This window comes from Streptomyces sp. NPDC059852, assembly GCF_042731455.1.
Lineage (GTDB): Bacteria > Actinomycetota > Actinomycetes > Streptomycetales > Streptomycetaceae > Streptomyces.
The window spans coordinates 185,254-205,826 of record NZ_JBHWJK010000003.1 but is presented as its reverse complement, the minus strand read 5'-3'; the positions used below and the strand labels follow the sequence as shown (position 1 = coordinate 205,826).

The 20,573-nt window shown below is 72.0% G+C and carries 20 protein-coding genes and 1 tRNA gene; 10 read left to right on the top strand and 11 right to left on the bottom strand.

The window, feature by feature from the left end; all coding sequences use genetic code 11:
- Positions 1 to 23: 23 nt before the first annotated feature.
- Together ACFV46_RS05285 and ACFV46_RS05280 are read right to left on the bottom strand one after the other, a co-directional pair.
- Complete coding sequence (locus tag ACFV46_RS05285; RefSeq protein WP_376727197.1) at positions 24 to 1,049, bottom strand: P1 family peptidase; 1,026 nt, start codon at positions 1,047 to 1,049, stop codon at positions 24 to 26.
- Between the two features lie 42 nt (positions 1,050 to 1,091).
- Positions 1,092 to 2,330 (bottom strand): low temperature requirement protein A, encoded by a 1,239-nt coding sequence (locus ACFV46_RS05280; RefSeq protein ID WP_385497059.1) that lies wholly within the window; start codon positions 2,328 to 2,330, stop codon positions 1,092 to 1,094.
- Between the two features lie 148 nt (positions 2,331 to 2,478).
- Between ACFV46_RS05280 and ACFV46_RS05275 the strand changes: the two genes are divergently transcribed.
- On the top strand, positions 2,479 to 2,655 hold the full coding sequence (locus tag ACFV46_RS05275) for a hypothetical protein (RefSeq protein ID WP_151784485.1): 177 nt from the start codon (positions 2,479 to 2,481) through the stop codon (positions 2,653 to 2,655).
- Between the two features lie 40 nt (positions 2,656 to 2,695).
- Here ACFV46_RS05275 and mscL read toward each other — a convergent pair whose 3' ends face one another.
- The 6 genes from mscL to ACFV46_RS05245 all read right to left on the bottom strand — a co-directional run bounded on the left by mscL (position 2,696) and on the right by ACFV46_RS05245 (position 8,467).
- A complete protein-coding gene (gene mscL / locus ACFV46_RS05270) occupies positions 2,696 to 3,154 on the bottom strand; it encodes a large conductance mechanosensitive channel protein MscL (RefSeq protein ID WP_376727200.1) in 459 nt (152 codons plus the stop codon).
- A 129-nt stretch (positions 3,155 to 3,283) separates the two neighbouring features.
- A complete protein-coding gene (locus ACFV46_RS05265) occupies positions 3,284 to 3,892 on the bottom strand; it encodes a hypothetical protein (RefSeq protein ID WP_385497058.1) in 609 nt (202 codons plus the stop codon).
- Positions 3,893 to 4,062: 170 nt separating this feature from the next.
- The gene (locus tag ACFV46_RS05260) at positions 4,063 to 4,905 is read right to left on the bottom strand and encodes an S-methyl-5'-thioadenosine phosphorylase (protein WP_385497057.1); all 843 of its coding nucleotides are present in this window, start codon (positions 4,903 to 4,905) and stop codon (positions 4,063 to 4,065) included.
- Between the two features lie 90 nt (positions 4,906 to 4,995).
- Entirely contained in the window at positions 4,996 to 5,316 is a 321-nt protein-coding gene (locus ACFV46_RS05255; RefSeq protein WP_361923311.1) for an FmdB family zinc ribbon protein, read from the bottom strand.
- Positions 5,317 to 5,383: 67 nt separating this feature from the next.
- The gene (locus ACFV46_RS05250; protein WP_376727202.1) at positions 5,384 to 6,673 is read right to left on the bottom strand and encodes an MFS transporter; all 1,290 of its coding nucleotides are present in this window, start codon (positions 6,671 to 6,673) and stop codon (positions 5,384 to 5,386) included.
- A gap of 270 nt (positions 6,674 to 6,943) precedes the next feature.
- Positions 6,944 to 8,467, bottom strand: coding sequence for a potassium/proton antiporter (locus tag ACFV46_RS05245; protein WP_361923316.1), 1,524 nt, complete (start codon positions 8,465 to 8,467; stop codon positions 6,944 to 6,946).
- 234 nt (positions 8,468 to 8,701) lie between these two features.
- On the opposite strand from ACFV46_RS05245, the gene ACFV46_RS05240 reads away from it, so the two are divergent.
- The gene (locus ACFV46_RS05240; protein ID WP_385497056.1) at positions 8,702 to 11,458 is read left to right on the top strand and encodes a penicillin acylase family protein; all 2,757 of its coding nucleotides are present in this window, start codon (positions 8,702 to 8,704) and stop codon (positions 11,456 to 11,458) included.
- Between the two features lie 67 nt (positions 11,459 to 11,525).
- On the opposite strand, the gene ACFV46_RS05235 is transcribed toward ACFV46_RS05240, so the two are convergent.
- Positions 11,526 to 12,179: a 5-formyltetrahydrofolate cyclo-ligase gene (locus tag ACFV46_RS05235; RefSeq protein ID WP_385497055.1), complete on the bottom strand. Its 654-nt coding sequence runs from the start codon at positions 12,177 to 12,179 to the stop codon at positions 11,526 to 11,528.
- A 61-nt stretch (positions 12,180 to 12,240) separates the two neighbouring features.
- On the opposite strand from ACFV46_RS05235, the gene galU reads away from it, so the two are divergent.
- The 7 genes from galU to ACFV46_RS05200 all read left to right on the top strand — a co-directional run bounded on the left by galU (position 12,241) and on the right by ACFV46_RS05200 (position 17,699).
- On the top strand, positions 12,241 to 13,143 hold the full coding sequence (gene galU, locus ACFV46_RS05230) for a UTP--glucose-1-phosphate uridylyltransferase GalU (RefSeq protein WP_283292733.1): 903 nt from the start codon (positions 12,241 to 12,243) through the stop codon (positions 13,141 to 13,143).
- Positions 13,144 to 13,147: 4 nt separating this feature from the next.
- A complete protein-coding gene (gene glp, locus ACFV46_RS05225; RefSeq protein ID WP_385497054.1) occupies positions 13,148 to 14,470 on the top strand; it encodes a gephyrin-like molybdotransferase Glp in 1,323 nt (440 codons plus the stop codon).
- A gap of 86 nt (positions 14,471 to 14,556) precedes the next feature.
- Positions 14,557 to 15,051, top strand: a complete 495-nt coding sequence (gene moaC, locus ACFV46_RS05220) for a cyclic pyranopterin monophosphate synthase MoaC (protein ID WP_376727206.1) — start codon at positions 14,557 to 14,559, stop codon at positions 15,049 to 15,051.
- Positions 15,048 to 15,548, top strand: coding sequence for a molybdenum cofactor biosynthesis protein B (locus tag ACFV46_RS05215; protein WP_385497053.1), 501 nt, complete (start codon positions 15,048 to 15,050; stop codon positions 15,546 to 15,548). The genes moaC and ACFV46_RS05215 overlap by 4 nt, the downstream gene beginning before the upstream one ends.
- Before the next feature lie 59 nt (positions 15,549 to 15,607).
- Positions 15,608 to 16,204, top strand: a complete 597-nt coding sequence (locus ACFV46_RS05210) for a GNAT family N-acetyltransferase (RefSeq protein ID WP_385497052.1) — start codon at positions 15,608 to 15,610, stop codon at positions 16,202 to 16,204.
- A 185-nt stretch (positions 16,205 to 16,389) separates the two neighbouring features.
- Complete coding sequence (gene glpR / locus ACFV46_RS05205; RefSeq protein WP_385497051.1) at positions 16,390 to 17,565, top strand: gephyrin-like molybdotransferase receptor GlpR; 1,176 nt, start codon at positions 16,390 to 16,392, stop codon at positions 17,563 to 17,565.
- 60 nt (positions 17,566 to 17,625) lie between these two features.
- Positions 17,626 to 17,699: transfer RNA gene (locus ACFV46_RS05200), tRNA-Ala, on the top strand.
- A gap of 116 nt (positions 17,700 to 17,815) precedes the next feature.
- Here ACFV46_RS05200 and ACFV46_RS05195 read toward each other — a convergent pair.
- The gene (locus tag ACFV46_RS05195) at positions 17,816 to 18,292 is read right to left on the bottom strand and encodes a GNAT family N-acetyltransferase (protein WP_361923336.1); all 477 of its coding nucleotides are present in this window, start codon (positions 18,290 to 18,292) and stop codon (positions 17,816 to 17,818) included.
- A gap of 77 nt (positions 18,293 to 18,369) precedes the next feature.
- On the opposite strand from ACFV46_RS05195, the gene xth reads away from it, so the two are divergent.
- The gene (gene xth, locus ACFV46_RS05190; protein ID WP_385497050.1) at positions 18,370 to 19,173 is read left to right on the top strand and encodes an exodeoxyribonuclease III; all 804 of its coding nucleotides are present in this window, start codon (positions 18,370 to 18,372) and stop codon (positions 19,171 to 19,173) included.
- A gap of 52 nt (positions 19,174 to 19,225) precedes the next feature.
- Here the strand turns inward: xth and ACFV46_RS05185 are convergent, their stop codons facing one another.
- The gene (locus ACFV46_RS05185) at positions 19,226 to 20,569 is read right to left on the bottom strand and encodes a recombinase family protein (RefSeq protein ID WP_385497049.1); all 1,344 of its coding nucleotides are present in this window, start codon (positions 20,567 to 20,569) and stop codon (positions 19,226 to 19,228) included.
- Between the last annotated feature and the right edge of the window lie 4 nt (positions 20,570 to 20,573).

Below are 20,573 nucleotides of genomic sequence, written 5' to 3'. Positions count from 1 at the left end.
AAGGGGAGGCGCGGCGCCTCCACCTAGCGCCCGTACAACTCCCTGTACGACGGCCACACTCCGCCCGGGCCCGTCACCGACTCGGCCGCGCGGACGGCCCGGACGATCGCCCGGGTCACCGTGTCCGCGGCCGCCGCGAGGAGGTCGTTGAGAGCGAGCGGGTGCTCGGGATCGAGGGGGCGGTCACCCGTGGCGAGGGCGAACACCGTGTCCCCGTCGTTGAGCAGGTGCACCGGCCGCACGGCCCGTGCGATGCCGTCGTGGGCGGTGCCGGCCAGCTTCTGCGCCTGCGCCTTCGACAGGTCGGCGTCGGTGGCCACCACCGCGAGCGTGGTGTTCAGCGGCGGCGGCGCGTTGGTCTCCGCGAGCTCGGCGAGCCGTCGGCGCGCGGCCTCGTGCACACCGGCGTCCGGGAGGTCCACCCGGCCGCGCAGCAACTCCCCGTACAGGGCGCCGGTCCCGGGCTCCACCACCGACCCCGCCGCGTTGGCCACGACCAGCGCGGCCACCGTGATCCCCGAGTCGAGGACGGTGCTCGCGGTCCCGACCCCGCCCTTGACCGGCCCCACGGTGGCACCGGTCCCGGCGCCCACGCAGCCTTCCGGCACCGGGGCCCCGGCCTCGCTCGCCGCCGCGGCCTCCACGGCCGCGCGCCCGGTGCCGGCGTCCGGCCGCGCCCGGAAGTCGCCGCCGCGCCCCAGGTCGAAGACACAGGCCGCGGGCACCACCGGCACGACGTGCGCCGGATCCGGCCCGACCCGCACACCGCGCCGGTGCTCCTCCAGCCACGCCATCACCCCGGTCGCCGCGTCCAGCCCGTACGCGCTGCCCCCGGTCAGGACGATCGCCTCGACCTTCCGCACCACGTTGCGCGGGTCCAGGGCGTCGGTCTCCTTCGTGCCGGGACCACCGCCGCGCACGTCCACGGCGGCCACCGCCCCGCCCTCCGGGGCGAGGACGACCGTCGTGCCGGTGAGCCAGCCGTCCCCGGTGCGCGTCGCGTGGCCCACCCGCAGTCCGGAGACATCCGTCAGAGCGTCAACTGTCATGCGCCCAGTGTCGTCCAGGCCCGGCCCGCCGCGCCGGGACCGTCAGGCGGCCGGCTCCCGTGTCGCCGTCGCGCGCGGGCGGGCCGTTCCGCGGGCCGTCAGGGTCTCGCCGACGGCCACGCCCACCGCCGACACCAGCCCCGCCGCGAACACCTCCCAGTCGTGCAGGAACGTGCAGCAGATGACCAGCAGGGCCGTCGTCGGCAGCACCAGCTGCTGGGCGATGCCCACCTTGAAGTGCCGCGCGTGCAGCGCCCACACGGTGAGCAGATAGAGCGCCGTCGGCAGGGTCACCGCCGCCGTCGCGGCCAGCGTCGAGATGTGCGCCTCGTGGAGGGTCTGCTCGACCGCCACCTCCAGGCCCGCGCCGATCGCCGCCGCCGACGCGAACACCACGTAATGGCCGTAACCCCACAGGAAGGACTGCCGGTTGGAGCGCAGATGCCCGTGGATCGGGACCACGAAGTAGATCCACCACGCGGAGAAGATGATCAGCAGGCCGCCCGCCGCGATGGGCAGCAGCTCGCCCAGCGCGTCGTTCTCGTCGATGCCGGTCTTCACGGCGACCGTGGCCGCCGCGATGGTCTCGCCCAGCACGATGATGGTGAGCAGCCCGTACCGCTCGGCGATGTGGTGCGGATGCCACGACGTCGGATGGATCCTCTCCGCGTACGCCGGGACGCACAGCTCCAGCACGACCATGACGAGGAACCACCAGCCCCGGGCGTCCTCGGGCAGCACCACCAGACCCACCCAGCCGATCTGGCAGAGCAGCACACCGCCGGCGTACCGCAGGGCCATCATCCGCTCGGGACCTGAGCTCGACCTGGCCACCCGCAGCCACTGCCAGACGAGGGCGAGCCGCATGATGAGGTACCCGACGAGCACCGCCGCGTAGTCGTGGTCCTGGAACGTCTCGGACACCCCGGCGGCCAGGACCAGCACGCCGGAGATCTGGATCAGCGTGACGATCCGGTACAGCACGTCGTCGTTGTCGTAGGCCGACGCGAACCACGTGAAGTTCATCCACGCCCACCAGATGGCGAAGAACACCATCGCGTAGTCGAGGATGCCTTCACCGGCGTGCCCCTCGGCGACCGCGTGGACCAGCTGGACGCCCGCCTGGGCGATGGCCACGACGAAACACAGGTCGAAGAAGAGCTCCAGCGGGGTGGCGACCCGGTGTGCCTCACCACGGCCCCGGGCCGAGAGCCGGCGCAGCGGCCGCCCGGGTCGTGGCGGGCGGCGGGAGTCCGGCGCGGGATTCGAACTGGTCGTCATGGGGTCAAGCACAGCAGATGGGGCGCGGATACGCGTCCGCGGCGCACGACCCGCGCACAAGCCCCCGCAGGACTTCACCATCGGCCCGGACGAACGCCCCCGCCGCCGGGGCCGTGGGCCCGCGACGGCGGGGCCGTACCCTGGAGTCATGAGCAGCACCCCCGCCTCCGAGCCGCGCGAGCCGAAGCCCGCGCTGATCTTCGACGACCCGCTGGACCAGCAGTCCACGGACGACACGGACCGCGGGTGGGGCGACCGGCCGGCCGGGGACAGCGCGGCCGACCTCAAGCGCTTCCTCGACGAGAAGCCGCCGCACCACATCTGAGGCCCGCGAACCGGGGCCGCGCCGCCCGGGCGCCGCCGCGCTATCGCTGGTCGTGGCCCGATCCGCGCTGCGCGATCAGCGCGTCGCGGATCTCCTTCAGCACCTCCAGCTCGGTCACCTCGAGGACCTCCTGCGTGCCCTCCTTCGCCTTGCGGCGGGCCTCCACCCGGGCCAGGTACTTCGACATGGGCAGGACCATCAGGAAGTAGACGACGGCCGCGGTGATCACGAAGCTGAGGCCGGCGCCGAGGACGGAGCCCCACAGGATCTGGATGCCCTCGTCGCCCTTGCAGGAGCCGGTCAGGCACGAGCTGTAGTGATCGAGGTTCTTCGTGCCGATCGCGCCGACCAGCGGGTTGATGATGCCCTTCACCACCGCGTTCACGATGTTGGTGAAGGCCGCGCCGATGACCACCGCGACCGCCAGGTCGACGACGTTCCCGCGCATCAGGAAGGTCTTGAAGCCCTGCCAGACGCTCGGTTCCTTGTTCTCGCTCACTTGGGGGGCACTCCTCGGGCACGCGACTTGGGGAACGGATCGCTCCGCAACCTACGTCAGCGTTCGGCCATTCTGTCCAATCGGCCTCCTCTTCGGGGGGACGGGACCCGCTCCGACGCTTGACCGGGCTCAGCACAGCGTCACCGCCAGCCGTGCCGTGGCGCTCGCGCCCGCCAGCCGGGCGGCCGTGGGACGCGGCACGGACAGCACCACCAGCGCCCCGCTCTCCCCGGCGGCGTCCAGCGGCTCCGGTACCTCCGTCACCCGCGCCCCGAGCGCGACCACCTCGGCGTCCCCGCCGGGCCCGTTCTCCTCGGCGGCGATCACGTCGACCCGGTCGCCGGGGCGCAGCAGCCGCACGGTGGCCGCGTCGGCGATCCGCACCGGCGCCGACACCCGCTCGGCGACCGGGTGCGGTCGCGCCGGGCCCTGCGCCGGATGCCCGCGCGCTCCGTCGCTGGCCTCGCGCGGTCCCGCCGCCACCAGGGCGGCCGCGGTCATGGCCAGCCCGGCCGCGACGGCCCGCCGCCGGTGCCGTACGAGCCGGCGCAGCCGGGCGCCCGAGCCGCGGACCCGCACCGGCTCGAAGTACGGCACCTCACGGGTGGCCGGAGCGTCGGGCCCCGGCGGCAGCGCGGAGCGCTGCGACGAGGAGCGGGAGGAGAAAGAAGAGCGGGAGGAGAAGGACGGGGAGGAAGGGGAGGAGGGGGATCGGGGGGCAGGGGGAGCGACGGACACGGGATCACCACCAGCGGGAACGGTGCGGACGGACCGGACGGACCGGACGGAACGGCTTGCGAAGCCACCATCCGGTATTCCGCCGCCGCCCGCCGAAGCCCGTGGACAGCCCACGACCTGTGGAAAACCCGGCCCCCCGAAGGAGGCGTTCCGCCCCCTGCTCAGGCCCCCTACGGCAGCGCGAACCCCGGATCCATCCCGCCCAGCGCCCCGGCGCACAGGCAGTCCCGTTCGCCGTTCGACGGCAGGGCCGCCACCGCGTCGAAGAGAACTCCGCGCAGCCGGTCGACGTTCGCCGCGAACACGCGCAGCACCTCGTCGTGGGAGACGCCCTCGCCGGCCTCCGCGCCCGCGTCCAGGTCGGTGACCAGGGTCATCGAGGTGTAGCAGAGCTCCAGCTCACGGGCGAGCGCGGCCTCCGGGTGGCCCGTCATGCCGACCACGGACCAGCCCTGCGCCTGGTGCCACAGTGATTCGGCGCGGGTGGAGAAACGCGGCCCCTCGACGACGACCAGGGTGCCGCCGTCCACCGGCTCCCAGTCCCGTCCGCGCGCGGCCTTCAGCGCGGCGGCGCGGCCGGTGGGGCAGTAGGGGTCGGCCAGCGACACGTGCACCACGTTGGGCACGGTGCCGTCGGGGCGCGGCAGCCCGTCGAAGTAGGTGGCGACCCGGGACTTGGTGCGGTCGACCAGCTGGTCCGGCACGAGCAGCGTGCCGGGGCCGTACTCGGGCCGCAGACCGCCCACCGCGCACGGACCGAGCACCTGGCGCACACCGACGGAGCGCAGCGCCCACAGGTTGGCGCGGTAGTTGATGCGGTGCGGCGGCAGATGGTGGCCGCGGCCGTGCCGGGGGAGGAAGGCGACCCGCCGGCCGGCGATCTCGCCGAGGAAGAGGGAGTCGCTGGGCGGTCCGTACGGGGTGTCGACCTGGACCTCGGTCACGTCGTCGAGGAAGGAGTAGAAACCGGAGCCGCCGATCACGCCGAGCTCGGCGTTCACCTTGTTCGCCATGTCCGCACCCTAACCGCCCCCGACGGCCCCCGGACACGCCGAGGACCCCGCCGCCGTACGACGACAGGGTCCCGTAAGAAGTGGTCCGCGCTACGCGGCGGAGCTGCTGGACGAGGTGCCGCTGCTCGACGCCTTCTTGTCCGAGGAGGACGAGGAGGACGACGTCGACGACGAGGAGTCGGACGACGTGGAGGACGACGACTTCGTCGACGCCGGCGAGCTGCTCGACGAGGAGCCGCGGCTGTCGTTGCGGTAGAAGCCGGAGCCCTTGAAGACGATGCCGACCGCCGAGAACACCTTCTTGAGGCGGCCCTGGCAGTTGGGGCACTCGGTCAGGGCGTCGTCGGTGAACTTCTGCACCGCCTCGAGGCCCTCGCCGCACTCGGTGCACTGGTACTGGTAGGTCGGCACTGTCTTCCTCCTGGCACTCTCACTCGATGAGTGCTAACGACGATCCATAGTGACGTATTCCGGCCTCTCAGTCCACTGCCACCGGCACGCGGTGACCCACGCCACGCGCGACCGTGCGGCCGGCGGCCCGCGCCGAGAGCCGTGAGCGCAGGGCGACGAGGGTGACCAGGGCCAGCAGTGTGCCGCCCATCGGCACCAGGAAACCGGCCCCGCCCCACAGGCGGTCCTCCAGCTGTCCGGCGACCGTGACGGCGGCGGCCTGGCCGAGCGCGACGGCGCCGGTCAGCCAGGTGAACGCCTCGGTGCGGGCCCCGGCCGGGACCAGGCTCTCGACGAGCGTGTAGCCGGTGATCAGGGACGGCGCGATGCACATGCCGACCAGCAGGCCCAGGGCGGCCAGCACGAGGACCGAGTGCGCGGCCCACAGCCCGGACGCGGCCAGCGCGAGCGCGGCGTACCCGACGAGGAGGCGGCGCTGCGGCGCGACCTTCCAGGCGATGGCGCCGCAGACGAGGCCGGCGAGCATGTTGCCCGCGGCGAAGGTGCCGTACAGGACGCCGTTCAGGCCGGGGCGGCCGATCGACTCGGTGAAGGCGGCCAGGGAGACCTGCATGCCGCCGAAGACCGAACCGATGCCGAGGAAGGTCACGATCAGCACGCGCACCCCGGGGACGCGCAGCGCCGAACCGTGCTCCACACGCGTGTGCCCGCCTCCGGTGACGGCCGGCTGGGTGCCCCGCTGCGCGGCGAACAGCAGGCCGCCCACCAGGGTGAGCGTGGCCTCGGTGACCAGGCCGGCGGCCGGGTCGACGGCCGTGCACAGGGCGGTGGCCAGCAGCGGCCCGACGACGAAGGTCAGTTCGTCGGTGACGGACTCGAAGGCGGCGGCCGTCGTCATCAGGGGCGAGTCCTGGAGCTTCACGCCCCAGCGGGCCCGCACCATGGGCCCGACCTGCGGCACCGAGGCGCCGGTGGGCACGGCCGCGGCGAACAGGGCCCACAGCGGCGCGTGGGCGAGGGCGAGAGCGGTCAGGGTCAGTCCGGACACGGCGTGCACGAGGACGCCGGGGACGAGCACGGCGCGCTGTCCGTAGCGGTCGGCGAGCCGGCCGCTGTAGGGCGCGAACACCGCCATGGAGACGCCGGTGACGGCCGCGGCGGCGCCCGCCGCGCCGTAGGAGCCGGTGGTGTGCTGGACCAGCAGCACGATGGAGATGGTGAGCATCGCGAACGGCTGGCGTGCCGCGAAGCCGGGGAGCAGGAACGTCCAGGCGCCGCGGGTGCGCAGCAGCTGCCCGTATCCCGGGCGGGTGGAGGCCGAGTCCTTCGACGGCTCTCCGGTGACCGTGGATGCCACGGCCCGTGCCTTTCTGCCGCCTGGTAGCGCGGCACCCCCGGATGGGGGCGGCGCCGAGAGCTGTCCTCTTGCGCGGAACTGCGGTAGATACCGGCGCCCACGATGAGGAGGGGCGTCCCGGCCGCCATACGGTCGCGCCAGCTCTGCGTCAGGCAGAGTTGGTTCGATCTGGGTCACCTGCATTGTACAGGGCGTTCACCCCGTGCCCCTGTGAAAGCCAGCACGTCCCGGCCCCCTGCCTGCGCATCCCCGGAACGGGCCGGACGCGACTCAGGAGCGGCGCAGCCCGTCCGTCCCCAGCCAGCCGGCCAGCTTGCCGCCGGCGCTCACGGCGCGCAGCCGGCGCTCGGCCGCGTCGCGCACCGGGTCGGTGGCGACGGCGAGGAGTTCGTCGCCGTGCCGCAGCACGGTCGTCGGCTGCGGGACGAACGATCTTCCGTCGCGGACGACGAGGGTGACGGCGGCGCCGGGCGGCAGGCGCAGCTCGGCGACCTCGACGTTGTGCATTCTGGACCCCTCGGGGATCACGAACGACAGCAGGTGCCCGCCCAGCCGCTCCAGGGGTGCCGACTCGATGCCGAGGTCGGCGGCCTCCGGTCCCTCGCCGAGGTTCAGCTTGCGGCCGAGCCAGGGCAGGGTCGGCCCCTGGATCAGGGTGTAGACGACGACCAGCACGAAGACGATGTTGAAGACACGCTGGCTGCCCTCGACGCCGCTCACCACGGGGATCGTCGCGAGGATGATGGGCACGGCGCCGCGCAGACCGGCCCAGGACATCAGGGCCTGCTCCCGCCAGGGCACCCGGAACGGGGTCAGGCAGACGACGACGCTGAGCGGGCGCGCCAGCATGGTCAGCGCGAGGCCGATGATCAGGGCGGGCATGATGTCGTCGCCCAGTTCGTGCGGGGTGACCAGCAGCCCGAGCAGGACGAACATGCCGATCTGGGCGATCCAGCCGAGCCCTTCGGCGAAGCCGCGGGTGGCCGGCCAGTGCGGCAGGCGCGCGTTGCCCATCACCATCGAGGCGAGGTAGACGGCGAGGAATCCGCTGCCGTGGGCCATGGCGCCGGCCGCGTAGGCGGTGACGGCGATGGCCATGACGGCGATCGGGTAGAGGCCGGAGGCGGGCAACGCGACATGCCGCAGACCCCAGGCGCCGAGCATGCCGACCGCGAGGCCGATGGCGGCGCCGATCGCCAGTTCCAGCGCTATCTCGCCCAGCAGCACGTACCAGTGCTCGATGGGACCGCGGTGGGAGAAGGCGACGACGAGGATGACCACGGGGGCGTCGTTGAAGCCGGACTCGGCCTCCAGCGTGCCGGTGATACGGGAGGGCAGCGGGATGCGGCGCAGTACGGAGAACACGGCGGCGGCGTCGGTCGAGGAGACCACGGCCCCGATGATCAGCGCCTGCTGCCAGTCCAGTCCGACCAGGTAGTGCGCCGCCGACGCGGTGACGCCGACGCTGACGGTGACGCCGGCCAGCGCGAGCGCGGAGGCGGCGGGCAGGACGGGCTTGACCTCTTTCCACTTCGTGCCGAGTCCGCCCTCGGCCAGGATCACGACCAGGGCGGCGTAGCCGATGACCTGGGTGAGCTCGGCGTCGTCGAAGCGGATGCCGATGCCGTCCTGGCCCATGAGGACGCCGATGCCCAGGTAGACGAGCAGGCTGGGGAGACCGCTGCGCGAGGAGATGCGGACCGCCGCGACGGCGCTGAGCAGCACGAGCGAGCAGACGAGCAGAAGCTGGTTGAGGTCGTGGACAGTCAGCGGCCGTTCCCTTCCCTGGCCCACGTGTACGTGCGCGGGGGCTCATGAACATAGGACACGAAGTGGCGGTGCTCCGCACCCAACTACTTCATTACCTTACCTAACTCTTGACGATTTCTTGACGCTCATGGGGGCATGATCGAACGTCCGTCCGCTCGGGTTGCCCACTCCGCGTCAAGTCCGACCGGGCCCTGCGCCTATGGTTGCTCCAGCACTCCAGGACCGTCTGCCGCTCGCGTTAGGACAGCAAGGACAGCGATGCCCCCGAACACCACCGCCTCCACGGGTCAGCAGCCCGGCAAGTCCGGCAGGAAGAAGGGGCGCAGAGCGCGTCTGCTCGTCCTGGTCCTGGTGCTGGCCGTCATCGCGGGTGTCACCGGCGGTGCCTACTGGTCCATCAGCACCGTCCGCGCGTCGTTCCCGCAGACGAAGGGCTCGATCACGCTCGACGGCCTGTCCGGGCCGGTCGACGTCAAGCGGGACGGCTACGGCGTCCCGCAGATCTACGCCTCTTCCGACGAGGACCTGTTCATGGCGCAGGGCTTCGTGCAGGCGCAGGACCGGTTCTGGGAGATGGACGTCCGCCGGCACATGACCTCCGGGCGCCTGTCGGAGATGTTCGGCAAGGGGCAGGTCGACAACGACGAGTTCCTGCGCACCCTGGGCTGGGACCGGATCGCCAAGCAGGAGTACGACACCAAGCTGTCGCCCGCCACGAAGAAGTACCTCCAGGCGTACGCCAAGGGCGTCAACGCCTACCTGGCGGGCAAGGACGGCGCCGAGATCTCCCTGGAGTACGCGGCCCTCGGGTTCACCAACGACTACGCGCCCGAGCAGTGGACGCCGGTCGACTCGATCGCCTGGCTGAAGGCGATGGCCTGGGACCTGCGCGGCAACATGCAGGACGAGATCGACCGCGCCCTGATGACCAGCCGCCTCGGCCCCAAGCAGATCGCCGAGCTGTACCCGCAGTACCCGTACAGCCGGAACAAGCCGATCGTGCGGACCGGCCGCTACGACGAGGTCACCGGGACGTACGGGCCGGAGGACACCACGGGCGGCGCCACCGGCACCGCGGGCGGCACGGCCGGCACCTCCGGGTCGTCCGGCACCACGGGCCTGCAGAGCCAGCTGGCCGGCCTCCAGGACGTCCTGGACGGGCTGCCCACCGCCGTCGGCGTGAACGGCAACGGCATCGGCTCCAACTCCTGGGTGGTCGGCGGCAAGCACACCATCACCGGCAAGCCGCTGCTGGCGAACGACCCGCATCTGTCGGCCTCGTTGCCGTCCGTCTGGTACCAGATGGGCCTGCACTGCCGCGCGGTCTCCGCCTCCTGCCAGTACGACGTGGCGGGCTACACCTTCGCGGGCATGCCGGGCGTGGTCATCGGCCACAACCAGGACATCGCCTGGGGCATGACCAACTCCGGCGTCGACGTCACCGACCTGTACCTGGAGAAGCTGTCCGGCGACGGCTACCTGTACGGCGGCAAGACGGTGCCCTTCACCACCCGCCAGGAGACCATCAAGGTCGCCGGCGGCGAATCGAAGAAGATCGTCGTCCGCGCCACGAAGAACGGCCCGCTGCTGTCCGACCGCAGCTCCGAGCTCGTCAAGGTCGGCAAGAAGGCCACCGTGGACACCGCGGCCCCCGACCGGGGCGACGGCTACGGCATCTCGCTGCGCTGGACCGCGCTGGACGCGGGCACCACCATGGACGCCGTCTTCGCCATGGACAAGGCGAAGAACTGGAAGGACTTCCGCTCCGCGGCCGCCCTGTTCGACGTCCCCTCGCAGAACCTGATCTACGCGGACCGCGAGGACAACATCGGCTACACGCTGCCCGGCAAGATCCCCACGCGCGCGAAGGGCTACGACGGCTCGGTGCCGGCGCCCGGCTGGGACCCCCGGTCCCGCTGGACCGGCTACATCGGCCAGGACGAACTGCCGTACGAGTACAACCCGAAGCGCGGCTACATCGTCACCGCCAACCAGGCCGTCGTCGACAAGGCGTACCCCTACACGCTCACCACGGACTGGGGCTACGGCGCGCGCAGCCAGCGCATCAACGACCTGATCCAGTCGAAGATCGACGGCGGCGGCAAGATCTCCACCGACGACATGCGGCAGATGCAGCTCGACAACAGCAGCGAGATGGCCAAGCTGCTGGTGCCCCAGCTCCTGAAGATCGACATAGCGGACCCGGACGTCCGTGAGGCGCAGGAGCTGCTCGAGGGCTGGGACTACACCCAGGACGCCGACTCGGCGGCAGCCGCCTACTTCAACTCGGTGTGGCGCAACATCCTCAAGCTGGCCTTCGGCAACAAGCTGCCCAAGGAGCTGCGGGTCAAGGGCCAGTGCCTGTACGTCGACCCGGTCAACACCACCGGCCCCGCCGACGAGGTGCAGAAGGTCCGCGAGTGCGGCGAGCGTGACGCCGACCAGGCGCAGCCGGACGGCGGCGACCGCTGGTTCGAGGTCGTACGCAACCTCATGGACGACCCGGACAGCGACTGGTGGACGACGCCGGACGCGGGCCCCCGCGTCGGAGCCGACCGCAACCGCGACGACCTGTTCGCGCGGGCCATGGTCGACGCCCGCTGGGAGCTGACCGCCAAGCTCGGCAAGGACATCGACACCTGGAGCTGGGGCCGGCTGCACCGCCTGTTCCTGAAGAACCAGACCCTCGGCACCGAGGGCCCGGGCTTCCTTCAGTACGCCCTGAACCGCGGCCCCTGGAAGCTCAGCGGCGGCGAGGCCACGGTCAACGCGAGCGGCTGGAACGCGGCCGGCGGCTACGGGGTCGTGTGGGTGCCGTCGATGCGGATGGTCGTCAACCTCGGCGACCTGGACAAGTCGAAGTGGATCAACCTCACCGGCGCCTCCGGGCACGCCTACCACTCCCACTACACCGACCAGACGGACAAGTGGGCCGACGGCGAGCTGCTCGACTGGTCCTTCTCGAAGCAGGCGGTCGACAAGGCCACCAGCGACACCCTGGTGCTGCGGCCCTGACCCGCCGGTGACACGGACGGGCCCTCCACGCGCGCGTGGAGGGCCCGTCCGCGTGTGGGGGTGCCGGTCAGGACCCCGGGAGGCGGCGCACCCCGGACGGTGTCACCACCGCGTCCACCGGACGGTCGTGCGGCTCCTCGGGGACCCGCCCGACGACCTCCGCGTCGTACAGCAGCACCACCAGCGCCGGATGGACGCCCGCGCTCTCCAGCCGCGCGAGGACCCGGTCGTACGAGCCGCCGCCGCGGCCGAGGCGCATCCCGCGCACGTCGACGGCGAGGCCGGGCAGCAGCACCACGTCGGCCTCGGTCACGGCGTCCGGGCCGAGGTGCGGGGCGGCGGGTTCCAAGAGCGCCATCCTCCCGCCGTGTTGGACGCGGACGAGGTCGTCCCGGCCGGTGTAGACGCCCCAGTCCAGGTCGTTGTCGGGGAGCAGGGCGGGCAGCAGGACGCGCGCGCCCCGCGCGCGCAGCGCGTCGAGCAGCGCGAGGGTGCCGGGTTCGCTTCCCACGGACACGTACGCGGCCACGGTGCCGGCCCGCGCGAGCTCGGGCAGCTCCAGCGCGCGCCGGGCCAGCGCCTGAGCCGATTCCCGCACGTCATCCGCCGTCAACCTGCCCCTTACCGCGAGGAGCTCTCGCCGCAACGTCCGTTTGGCAGACTCGGTGCCCTGTCCGAAGTGAGTCAAAGCTCGCTCCCGTACCCTTCCCAATGTGCTCATATGAGAGCCAAATAACCGGAGCCTCAGATTCCATACCAAGGCTCCGGATAAGGTGTCCGGCATGACTCAGTCCCACCCTCGGATCAGCAAGGCTGTCATCCCCGCAGCGGGTCTCGGAACCCGCTTCCTGCCGGCCACCAAAGCCACTCCCAAGGAGATGCTGCCGGTCGTCGACAAGCCCGCGATCCAGTATGTGGTCGAAGAGGCCGTCTCCGCGGGCCTCGACGACGTCCTCATGATCACCGGCCGCAACAAGCGGCCGCTCGAGGACCACTTCGACCGCAACTACGAACTCGAGTCCGCCCTGCAGAAGAAGGGCGACGCCGAACGGCTCGCCAAGGTCCAGGAGTCCAGCGACCTGGCCACCATGCACTACGTACGCCAGGGCGACCCCAAGGGCCTCGGTCACGCCGTGCTCTGCGCCGCCCCGCACGTCGGCCACGAGCCCTTCGCCGTCCTCCTCGGCGACGACCTGATCGACCCCCGCGACCTGCTGCTCCAGCGGATGGTCGAGGTCCAGGAGCAGCGCGGCGGCAGCGTCATCGCGCTCATGGAGGTCGAGCCCGAGCAGATCCACCTCTACGGCTGCGCCGCCGTCGACCCCACCGAGGACGGCGACGTCGTCAAGGTCCACGACCTCGTCGAGAAGCCGGCCGCCGCCGACGCCCCGTCGAACTACGCCATCATCGGCCGCTACGTCCTCGACCCGCACATCTTCGACATACTCCGCAAGACCGAGCCCGGCCGCGGCGGCGAGATCCAGCTGACCGACGCCCTCCAGCAGTTGGCCGCGGACGAGAAGGTCGGCGGACCCGTGCACGGCGTCGTCTTCAAGGGCCGCCGCTATGACACCGGCGACCGCGGCGACTACCTGCGTGCCATTGTCCGACTCGCATGCGAACGTGAGGACCTGGGCCCGGACTTCCGGACCTGGCTCCGCAGTTACGTAGCCGAGGAGATGTAGCGAGTTGAGCACCGCCGCGCCCCGTCCCGCCGGCCACGACCAGCTCTGGTCCGTGGACGAACACCTTCAGGACATCCTCGCCACCGTCCGCCCCCTCGAACCCATCGAGCTGCAGCTCCTCGACGCCCAGGGCTGCGTCCTGGTCGACGACGTCACGGTGCCGGTCTCCCTGCCGCCGTTCGACAACAGCTCCATGGACGGGTACGCGGTGCGGGTCGCGGACGTCGCGGGCGCGAGCGAGGAGTTCCCGGCCGTCCTGGAGGTCGTCGGGGACGCCGCGGCGGGCCAGGCCGAACTGCTCCACGTCGGCCCCGGCCAGGCCGTCCGCATCATGACCGGCGCCCCGCTGCCGCCCGGCGCCGAGACCGTCGTCCCCGTGGAGTGGACCGACGGAGGGCTCGGCGAGGGCCCCGTCAGCGGGATGCGCGCCCGCAGCCAGGCCCCCGAGGGCGCCACCGGCACCGTGCAGATCCACCGGCCCGCCGAGGCCCGCGCGCACGTCCGCGCCGCGGGCAGCGACGTCCAGGCCGGCGACCGCGCCCTGCGCGCCGGCACCATCCTCGGCCCGCCGCAGATCGCCCTGCTCGCCGCCATCGGCCGCGGCACCGTCCGGGTGCGGCCCCGCCCCCGGGTCGTCGTCATGTCCACCGGCAGCGAACTCGTCCAGCCCGACGAACCCCTCGGCACGGGCCAGATCTACGACTCCAACAGCTTCGCCCTCACGGCCGCCGCCCGCGACGCCGGAGCCATCGCCTACCGCGTCGGAGCCGTCGCCGACGACGCCGAGACGCTGCGCGACACCATCGAGGACCAGCTCGTGCGCGCCGACCTCATGGTCACCACCGGAGGCGTCAGCGTCGGCGCGTACGACGTCGTCAAGGAGGCGCTGGCGCACGTCGGCGACGAGGACGAGCCCGGCAGCGGCGTCGAGTTCCGCAAGCTCGCCATGCAGCCCGGCAAGCCGCAGGGCTTCGGCTCGATCGGCCCCGACCACACCCCGCTGCTCGCCCTGCCGGGCAACCCGGTGTCGTCGTACGTCTCCTTCGAGCTGTTCGTGCGCCCCGCGATCCGCACCCTGATGGGGCTGACCGACGTCCACCGGCCGCGCACCCGGGCCACCCTCGCCGCCGACCAGGCGCTCACCTCACCCAAGGGGCGCCGGCAGTTCCTGCGCGGCACCTACGCCGACGGAGAGGTCCGGCCCGTCGGAGGCGCCGGCTCCCATCTGGTCGCCGCCCTCGCGCAGGCCGACGCGCTGATCGTCGTCCCCGAGGACGCCGAGAGCGTCGAACCGGGCGGTGAGGTCGAGGTGGTCCTGCTCGGCTGACCGTCCCTGGTTGGCGGTACCGTGTCGCGCACAGCAGGCCCGTGCGCCGCACCGCGACGGGCCCGGACCGGGAGCGCCACACCAGCATGAGCACGCAGAACCCACCCCCGCAGGACCACCTCACGCACCTCGACGAGGCCGGCGCCGCCCGGATGGTCGACGTCTCCGCGAAGGACGTCACCGCACGCACGGCACGCGCCGCCGGACGCGTCCTGGTCTCGCCGCGCGTGGTCGAACTGCTGCGGGGCGAGGGGATGCCCAAGGGCGACGCCCTCGCCACCGCCCGGATCGCGGGGATCATGGGCGCCAAGCGCACCCCCGACCTGATCCCGCTGTGCCACCCGCTCGCGCTCTCCGGTGTGAAACTGGACCTGTCGGTCGCGGACGACGCCGTGGAGATCGTGGCCACCGTGCGGACCACGGACCGCACGGGCGTCGAGATGGAGGCGCTGACCGCGGTCACCGTCGCCGCGCTCACCGTGATCGACATGGTCAAGGCGGTCGACAAGGGAGCGGTCATCACGGACGTACGGGTGGAGCAGAAGACAGGCGGGAAGTCGGGCGACTGGAGCCGGCCATGACGTATCGCGCTCTCGTGGTCACCGCGTCCAACCGGGCCGCCGCCGGGGTCTACGAGGACCGGGGCGGACCACTGATCGCCGACGGCCTGAAGCGCTTCGGGTTCACCGTCGAGGGCCCGCAGGTCGTGCCCGACGGCGATCCGGTCGAGGCGGCGCTGCGCGCCGGCGTCGAGGCCGGGTACGACCTGATCGTCACCACCGGAGGCACCGGCATCTCGCCCACGGACCGCACCCCCGAGGCGACCCGGGCGGTGATCGACCGCGAGGTCCCCGGCATCGCGGAGGCCGTGCGGGCGTACGGCCGGGACAAGGTGCCCACCGCCGCCCTGTCCCGGGGACTGGCCGGGGTCGCGGGGCGCACGCTGATCGTGAACCTGCCCGGCTCCAGCGGCGGGGTGAAGGACGGTCTCGCCGTCCTGGAACCCCTCCTGATCCACGCCGTCGACCAGCTCCGCGGCGGCGACCACCCCGGACCGAGCAGTGGGGGTGCGAGCTGAACAGCCCAACCTGGCCCGTCGAACTGAGGGACGGCGACGTCGTCCTCAGGCCGATAAAGATGCGCGACCAGCGGGTCTGGCGCGAGGTCAACCGGCGCAACCGGGACTGGCTGCGGCCCTGGGAGGCGACCATCCCGCCGCCCACGCCCAGCGGGCCGATCGTGCACCGGCCGACCTACCGCCAGATGGTCCGGCATCTGCGGTCCGAGGCGAACGCGGGCCGCATGCTGCCGTTCGTCATCGAGTACCAGGGGCGCCTCGTCGGGCAGTTGACGGTCGCCGGGATCACCTGGGGATCGATGTGCTCGGGGCACGTCGGCTACTGGGTGGACGAGTCCGTCGCGGGCCGCGGGGTCATGCCGACCGCCGTCGCGCTCGTCGTGGACCACTGTTTCCGTACCGTCGGGCTGCACCGCATCGAGGTCTGCATTCGCCCCGAGAACAGGCCCAGCCGCCGGGTCGTGGAGAAACTCGGATTCCGTGAAGAGGGACTGCGCCCGCGTTATCTGCACATCGACGGAGCCTGGCGCGACCACCTCGTCTTCGCCCTCACTGCGGAAGAGGTCCCGGACGGACTGCTCGGGCGGTGGCACCGCACCCGTGCGCAGGCCACCCCGCCCGCCAAGCCGCAGAACACACGAGGGAATCCCGCGTAACCCCGGGAATTGAATATATGTTCGAAATTGATCGGTGGATGACCGGCTGAGGGCGTGAAATTCGCGCCCACGGTGGGCTGCTGATCGCATCGGTCACAAAAAAAGTTCGAAATATCAGCCAGATCGTGCGACACACCGGCTCAATTGGCGGATGGCCTCACGCAAACCCCTCTACCGTGTGAGGCGTGAGCAGCAGCGGCCTCATCTACGCAGTCATCGTCGGGGCCTGGGCCGCCTACCTGGTGCCGATGTGGCTCCGTAGGCAGGACGAGCTGAACGAGGCCCGTCCGACGGAACGCTTCAGCACGGCCATCCGGTTGCTGTCCGGACGGGCGGGCATGGAGCGCCGGTACGCCAAGGACCTGCGCGCCCGCTCCACCGGCGACGGGGAGCCCGGCGCGGACGACCCGGACGTCACCGAGTCGGTGGACGTCCGGGCCTTCGCCGTGCCCCCGACCCGCCCGCACACCCAGGCGGGCGCGGCGGCCCAGGCACCGGCACGCCCGGACCCGGCCCACCCCGACCCCACCCGCGACACCCCCCGGGAGCCCGAGGCCCAGGCCCGCAAGCGCGTACCGGCCCCCCGGAGGTCCCCCTCCGAGGAGGCGGCCGCAGCGCGGGCCCGGCGCCTGAAGGTCCTCGCGCGCCGCCGGCGCACCACCGTCCTCCTCTTCATGGCGTTCACCCTCGGCGCGATCGTCGCCGCCGTCGGCGGACTCGCCTTCCTGTGGGCACCCGGCGTCCCCGCCGTCCTCCTCAGCGGGTACATCGCCTACCTGCGCTCCCAGGAGCGGCGCCGCTTCGCCTACCAGATGGACCGGCGCCACGCCGAGGCCGCCGCCCAGCGGGTACGCGAACACGCCCGCCAGAACCGCCGCCGGGGACCCAGTGACGCCGCACCCGGCCCCGCCGAGTCCGACGAAGGGGCCGGACCCGACACCGGCACCGACCTGTCCGCGCTCGCCGCCGACCGTCGCGCCCTCGTCGAGCAGACCGACCACGCCGAGTGGGTCGACCAGCAGCGCGAGCGCCAGCGGCGTCCCGGACACGGCGACAGCTGGGACCCGGTGCCCGTCCCGCTGCCGACGTACGTGACCGCGCCCGTCGCCCCCCGCGCCACCTCCGACGTCGACCTCGGCGCACCGGACGCGTGGAGCTCGGCCCGCTCCAGCGCCGTCGGCCACGAGCACGAGGCCCTGGCCGCCGACGCCCCCGCCGCTCCCGAGGACGACCGCGCCGAGGGCGGCGAGCGCAGCGACGCCCGCCGGGCCGCGTCCGCCCGCCGCGCCCGCGAGCGGGGCCGGACCCCGCTGTTCGACCAGTACGAGGACGGCGACCGGCCGCGCGCGGCCAACGAGTGACCACCCGGCAACGGATTTCCGAGCACCCCGATCGGGGTGCTAAAGTTTCACTCGTTGCAAGGGCCTGTGGCGCAGTCCGGTAGCGCACCTCGTTCGCATCGAGGGGGCCAGGGGTTCAAATCCCCTCAGGTCCACGCAGCTCAAAGCCCCGGTAGGGATCTCCCGACCGGGGCTTTGACATGTCTCGGGGGCGGACGAGGCGGCGGGCGCCGGGGTCTGACCCCCGGTCACCCGCCGTGTGTGCCAGGGCTCACAGCGCCTTGGCGTAGCAGAGGCTCAGTTCGTGGAAGCGGTAGTAGCCGAACTTCCCGCAGGGCTCGTAGCCGCTCGACGTGTAGAGGGCCACCGCCTCCGGCTGCTTCGCCCCGGTCTCCAGCACCATCCGCCGGCGCCCCGCCGCCCGGGCGTCCTCCTCCAGCGCCGCCAGGATGCGCCGCGCGATCCCGCGTCCGCGCATGTCCTCCACCACGTACATGCGCTTCAGTTCGGCGTCGCCGTCCTGGTTGCCCTCGCCGTTCTCGTCCTGCGACCGCCAGCCGCCCGAGGCGACCGGGACGCCGAGCGCGTCGTACGCGATCAGGTACAGGCCGCGCGGCGGCGCGAAGTCGGCCGCCGCGAGCGGCGTGGCGTCACCGTCGTCGCCGTAGCGGACGGCGTACTCGGCTTGGACCTGGTCGTTGAGCTTGACCGCGTCGGGGTGGTCGAAGGGAACCGGGCGAATATGCATGCTGAATACCGTATATCAATTCAAGATTGGGACATTCCAGAACCGGACAGCGTCCAGTGTGCCGGTAAAGTGCCGGGGTGCTCACTGTGACCTCTGTGAATGTGAACGGACTGCGGGCCGCCGCGAAGAAGGGCTTCGTGGAGTGGCTGGCCGCGACCGATGCCGACGTGGTGTGCCTCCAGGAGGTCCGGGCCGAGCCGCAGCAGCTTCCGGAGCCCGTCCGCGCCCCCGAAGGCTGGCACGTCCTGCACGCGCCCGCGGCCGCCAAGGGCCGCGCCGGGGTCTCCCTCTACACACGCCGCGAGCCCGACCGGGTGCGGGTCGGCTTCGGCTCCACCGAGTTCGACGCCAGTGGCCGCTACGCCGAGGTCGATCTGCCGGGTGTGACGATCGCCTCCCTCTACCTCCCCTCCGGCGAGGTCGGCACCGAGCGGCAGGACGAGAAGTACCGCTTCATGACCGAGTTCCTGGCCCACCTGAAGGACCTGCGCGAACGCGCCGCCGCCGACGGCCGCGAGGTCCTGGTCTGCGGCGACTGGAACATCGCGCACGACAAGGCCGACCTGAAGAACTGGCGGGGCAACCAGAAGAGCTCCGGCTTCCTCCCCGAGGAACGCGCCTGGCTCACCCGCGTCTTCGACCCGTCCGAGGGCGGCTACGTCGACGTGGTCCGCGCCCTGCACCCGGACGTGGAGGGCCCGTACTCGTGGTGGTCGTACCGGGGACGGGCATTCGATAACGACACGGGATGGAGAATCGACCTCGCCGTCGCGACTCCTGGGCTGGCCCGGCGGGCGGTCAAGGCGTACGTGGAGCGGGCCGCCACCCATGAGGAGCGGTGGTCCGACCACGCTCCGGTGAGCGTGGTGTTCGAGAGCTGAGCGAGGGCGCGGGCCGGCCCGAAAGGGCGCCCGCGCCTATGCCCGGCAGACCTCAGCGAGGTTGTGCGTCCGCGTGGCTCACCGCCGCCGTGAAGGTCAGACGAGAGGTGTCCGGTCCGGTCCGCCCTGCGAGCGCTTCATCGCGGGCCCTCTTGGAGACTGTGACGCGGACGCCGTGGCGAAGGAGATCGGCGCGGGAGACGGGAGCCGTCGGGCCGAGGGTCCGGAGGTAGTGGTCGACGGTGTAGTCCTCGAGCCAGTCCGAGCGCATCCCGGCGGGTGAGGCACACAGCTCGCCGCGTGCGGTCGCACGGCACGCGTAGTCGCCGTACGGCTTGTTCTTGCGCGCGGCGAAGTACATGCGCCCGCCACACGCCGCGCAGTGGACTACGCCCGTCAGCAGGGCGGTCGGACGGCTCTTGGGGTGTGAGCCGTTGGAGCGGGTGCGCAGCGTGTCCTGAAGGGTGCGGAACTCGTCCGCTGTCAGCAGGGGGAGGCCGATCATGACCGGCAGTCCGGCGGCGTCGCCCACGGTCTGGCCGTTGTGCACGCGATGGCCCATCAGGGAAGGGCTGCGCAGCACCTTGCAGAGTGTGCCCGCCGTCCAGCGGAACCGTTCGAAGTGGCGCCCGTGACGTCGGCCCCCCATGGGGCGACCTTGGAGTTGGGCGTGGCGATCGCGAGGTACGGGTACCGAAGCCTCGTTGAGCTTGCGTGCGATGGCGACGAGGGAGAGCCCGGACCGTACCTCGTCCACGATCGTGTGCACGATGGCGGCGGCTTCGAGGTCGGGGGCCAGAGCCCATCCGATGCCGGAGGGGTGTGGTGCCTTGCGGTATCCGAAGGGCACGAGTCCGCCGCCGTAGCGGCCGGCGGCGCGCAGGGCTTCGTGGCTGCTCGTGAGGCGCGCCGACAGGGTGTTCGCTTCCTGTTCGGCGATCCGGGCGAGTCGGAGGCATCGGCGGATCGTGGCGTCGTTCGTCGCGGGACTCACCACGAGCGGCCCCTTTTCGTCAGGTGTGGCGAAGACGAGGGTTCGGTCGTTCTGACGTCCCCATGCGATCAACTTCGTCATGTCGGCGACGGATCGGGTGGCCCGGTCCACGTGTGACCACACGACGGCGTCGTAGTCGTCAGGGGAGCGCAGCCAGGTCGCTAGGGAGGGTCGTTCGAAGGGGGTGGTGGTGCGGGCGGAGACGTTGAAGTCCACCGCTTCGGCGATCAGCGCGTAGCCGAGCCGATCAGCGCAGCTTTGGATGACCGCGCGTTGGCGGCCGGGCGAGGTGGTCGCGCGGGTGAGGTTGCTCAGGCGGAGAACGGCCACTGCCCGCGGGCGCTCTGGGATGGGTTCCGAAAGTGACGGGCGTGAGATGGGCAGGGGGATAGGCTCGGCCATGTCG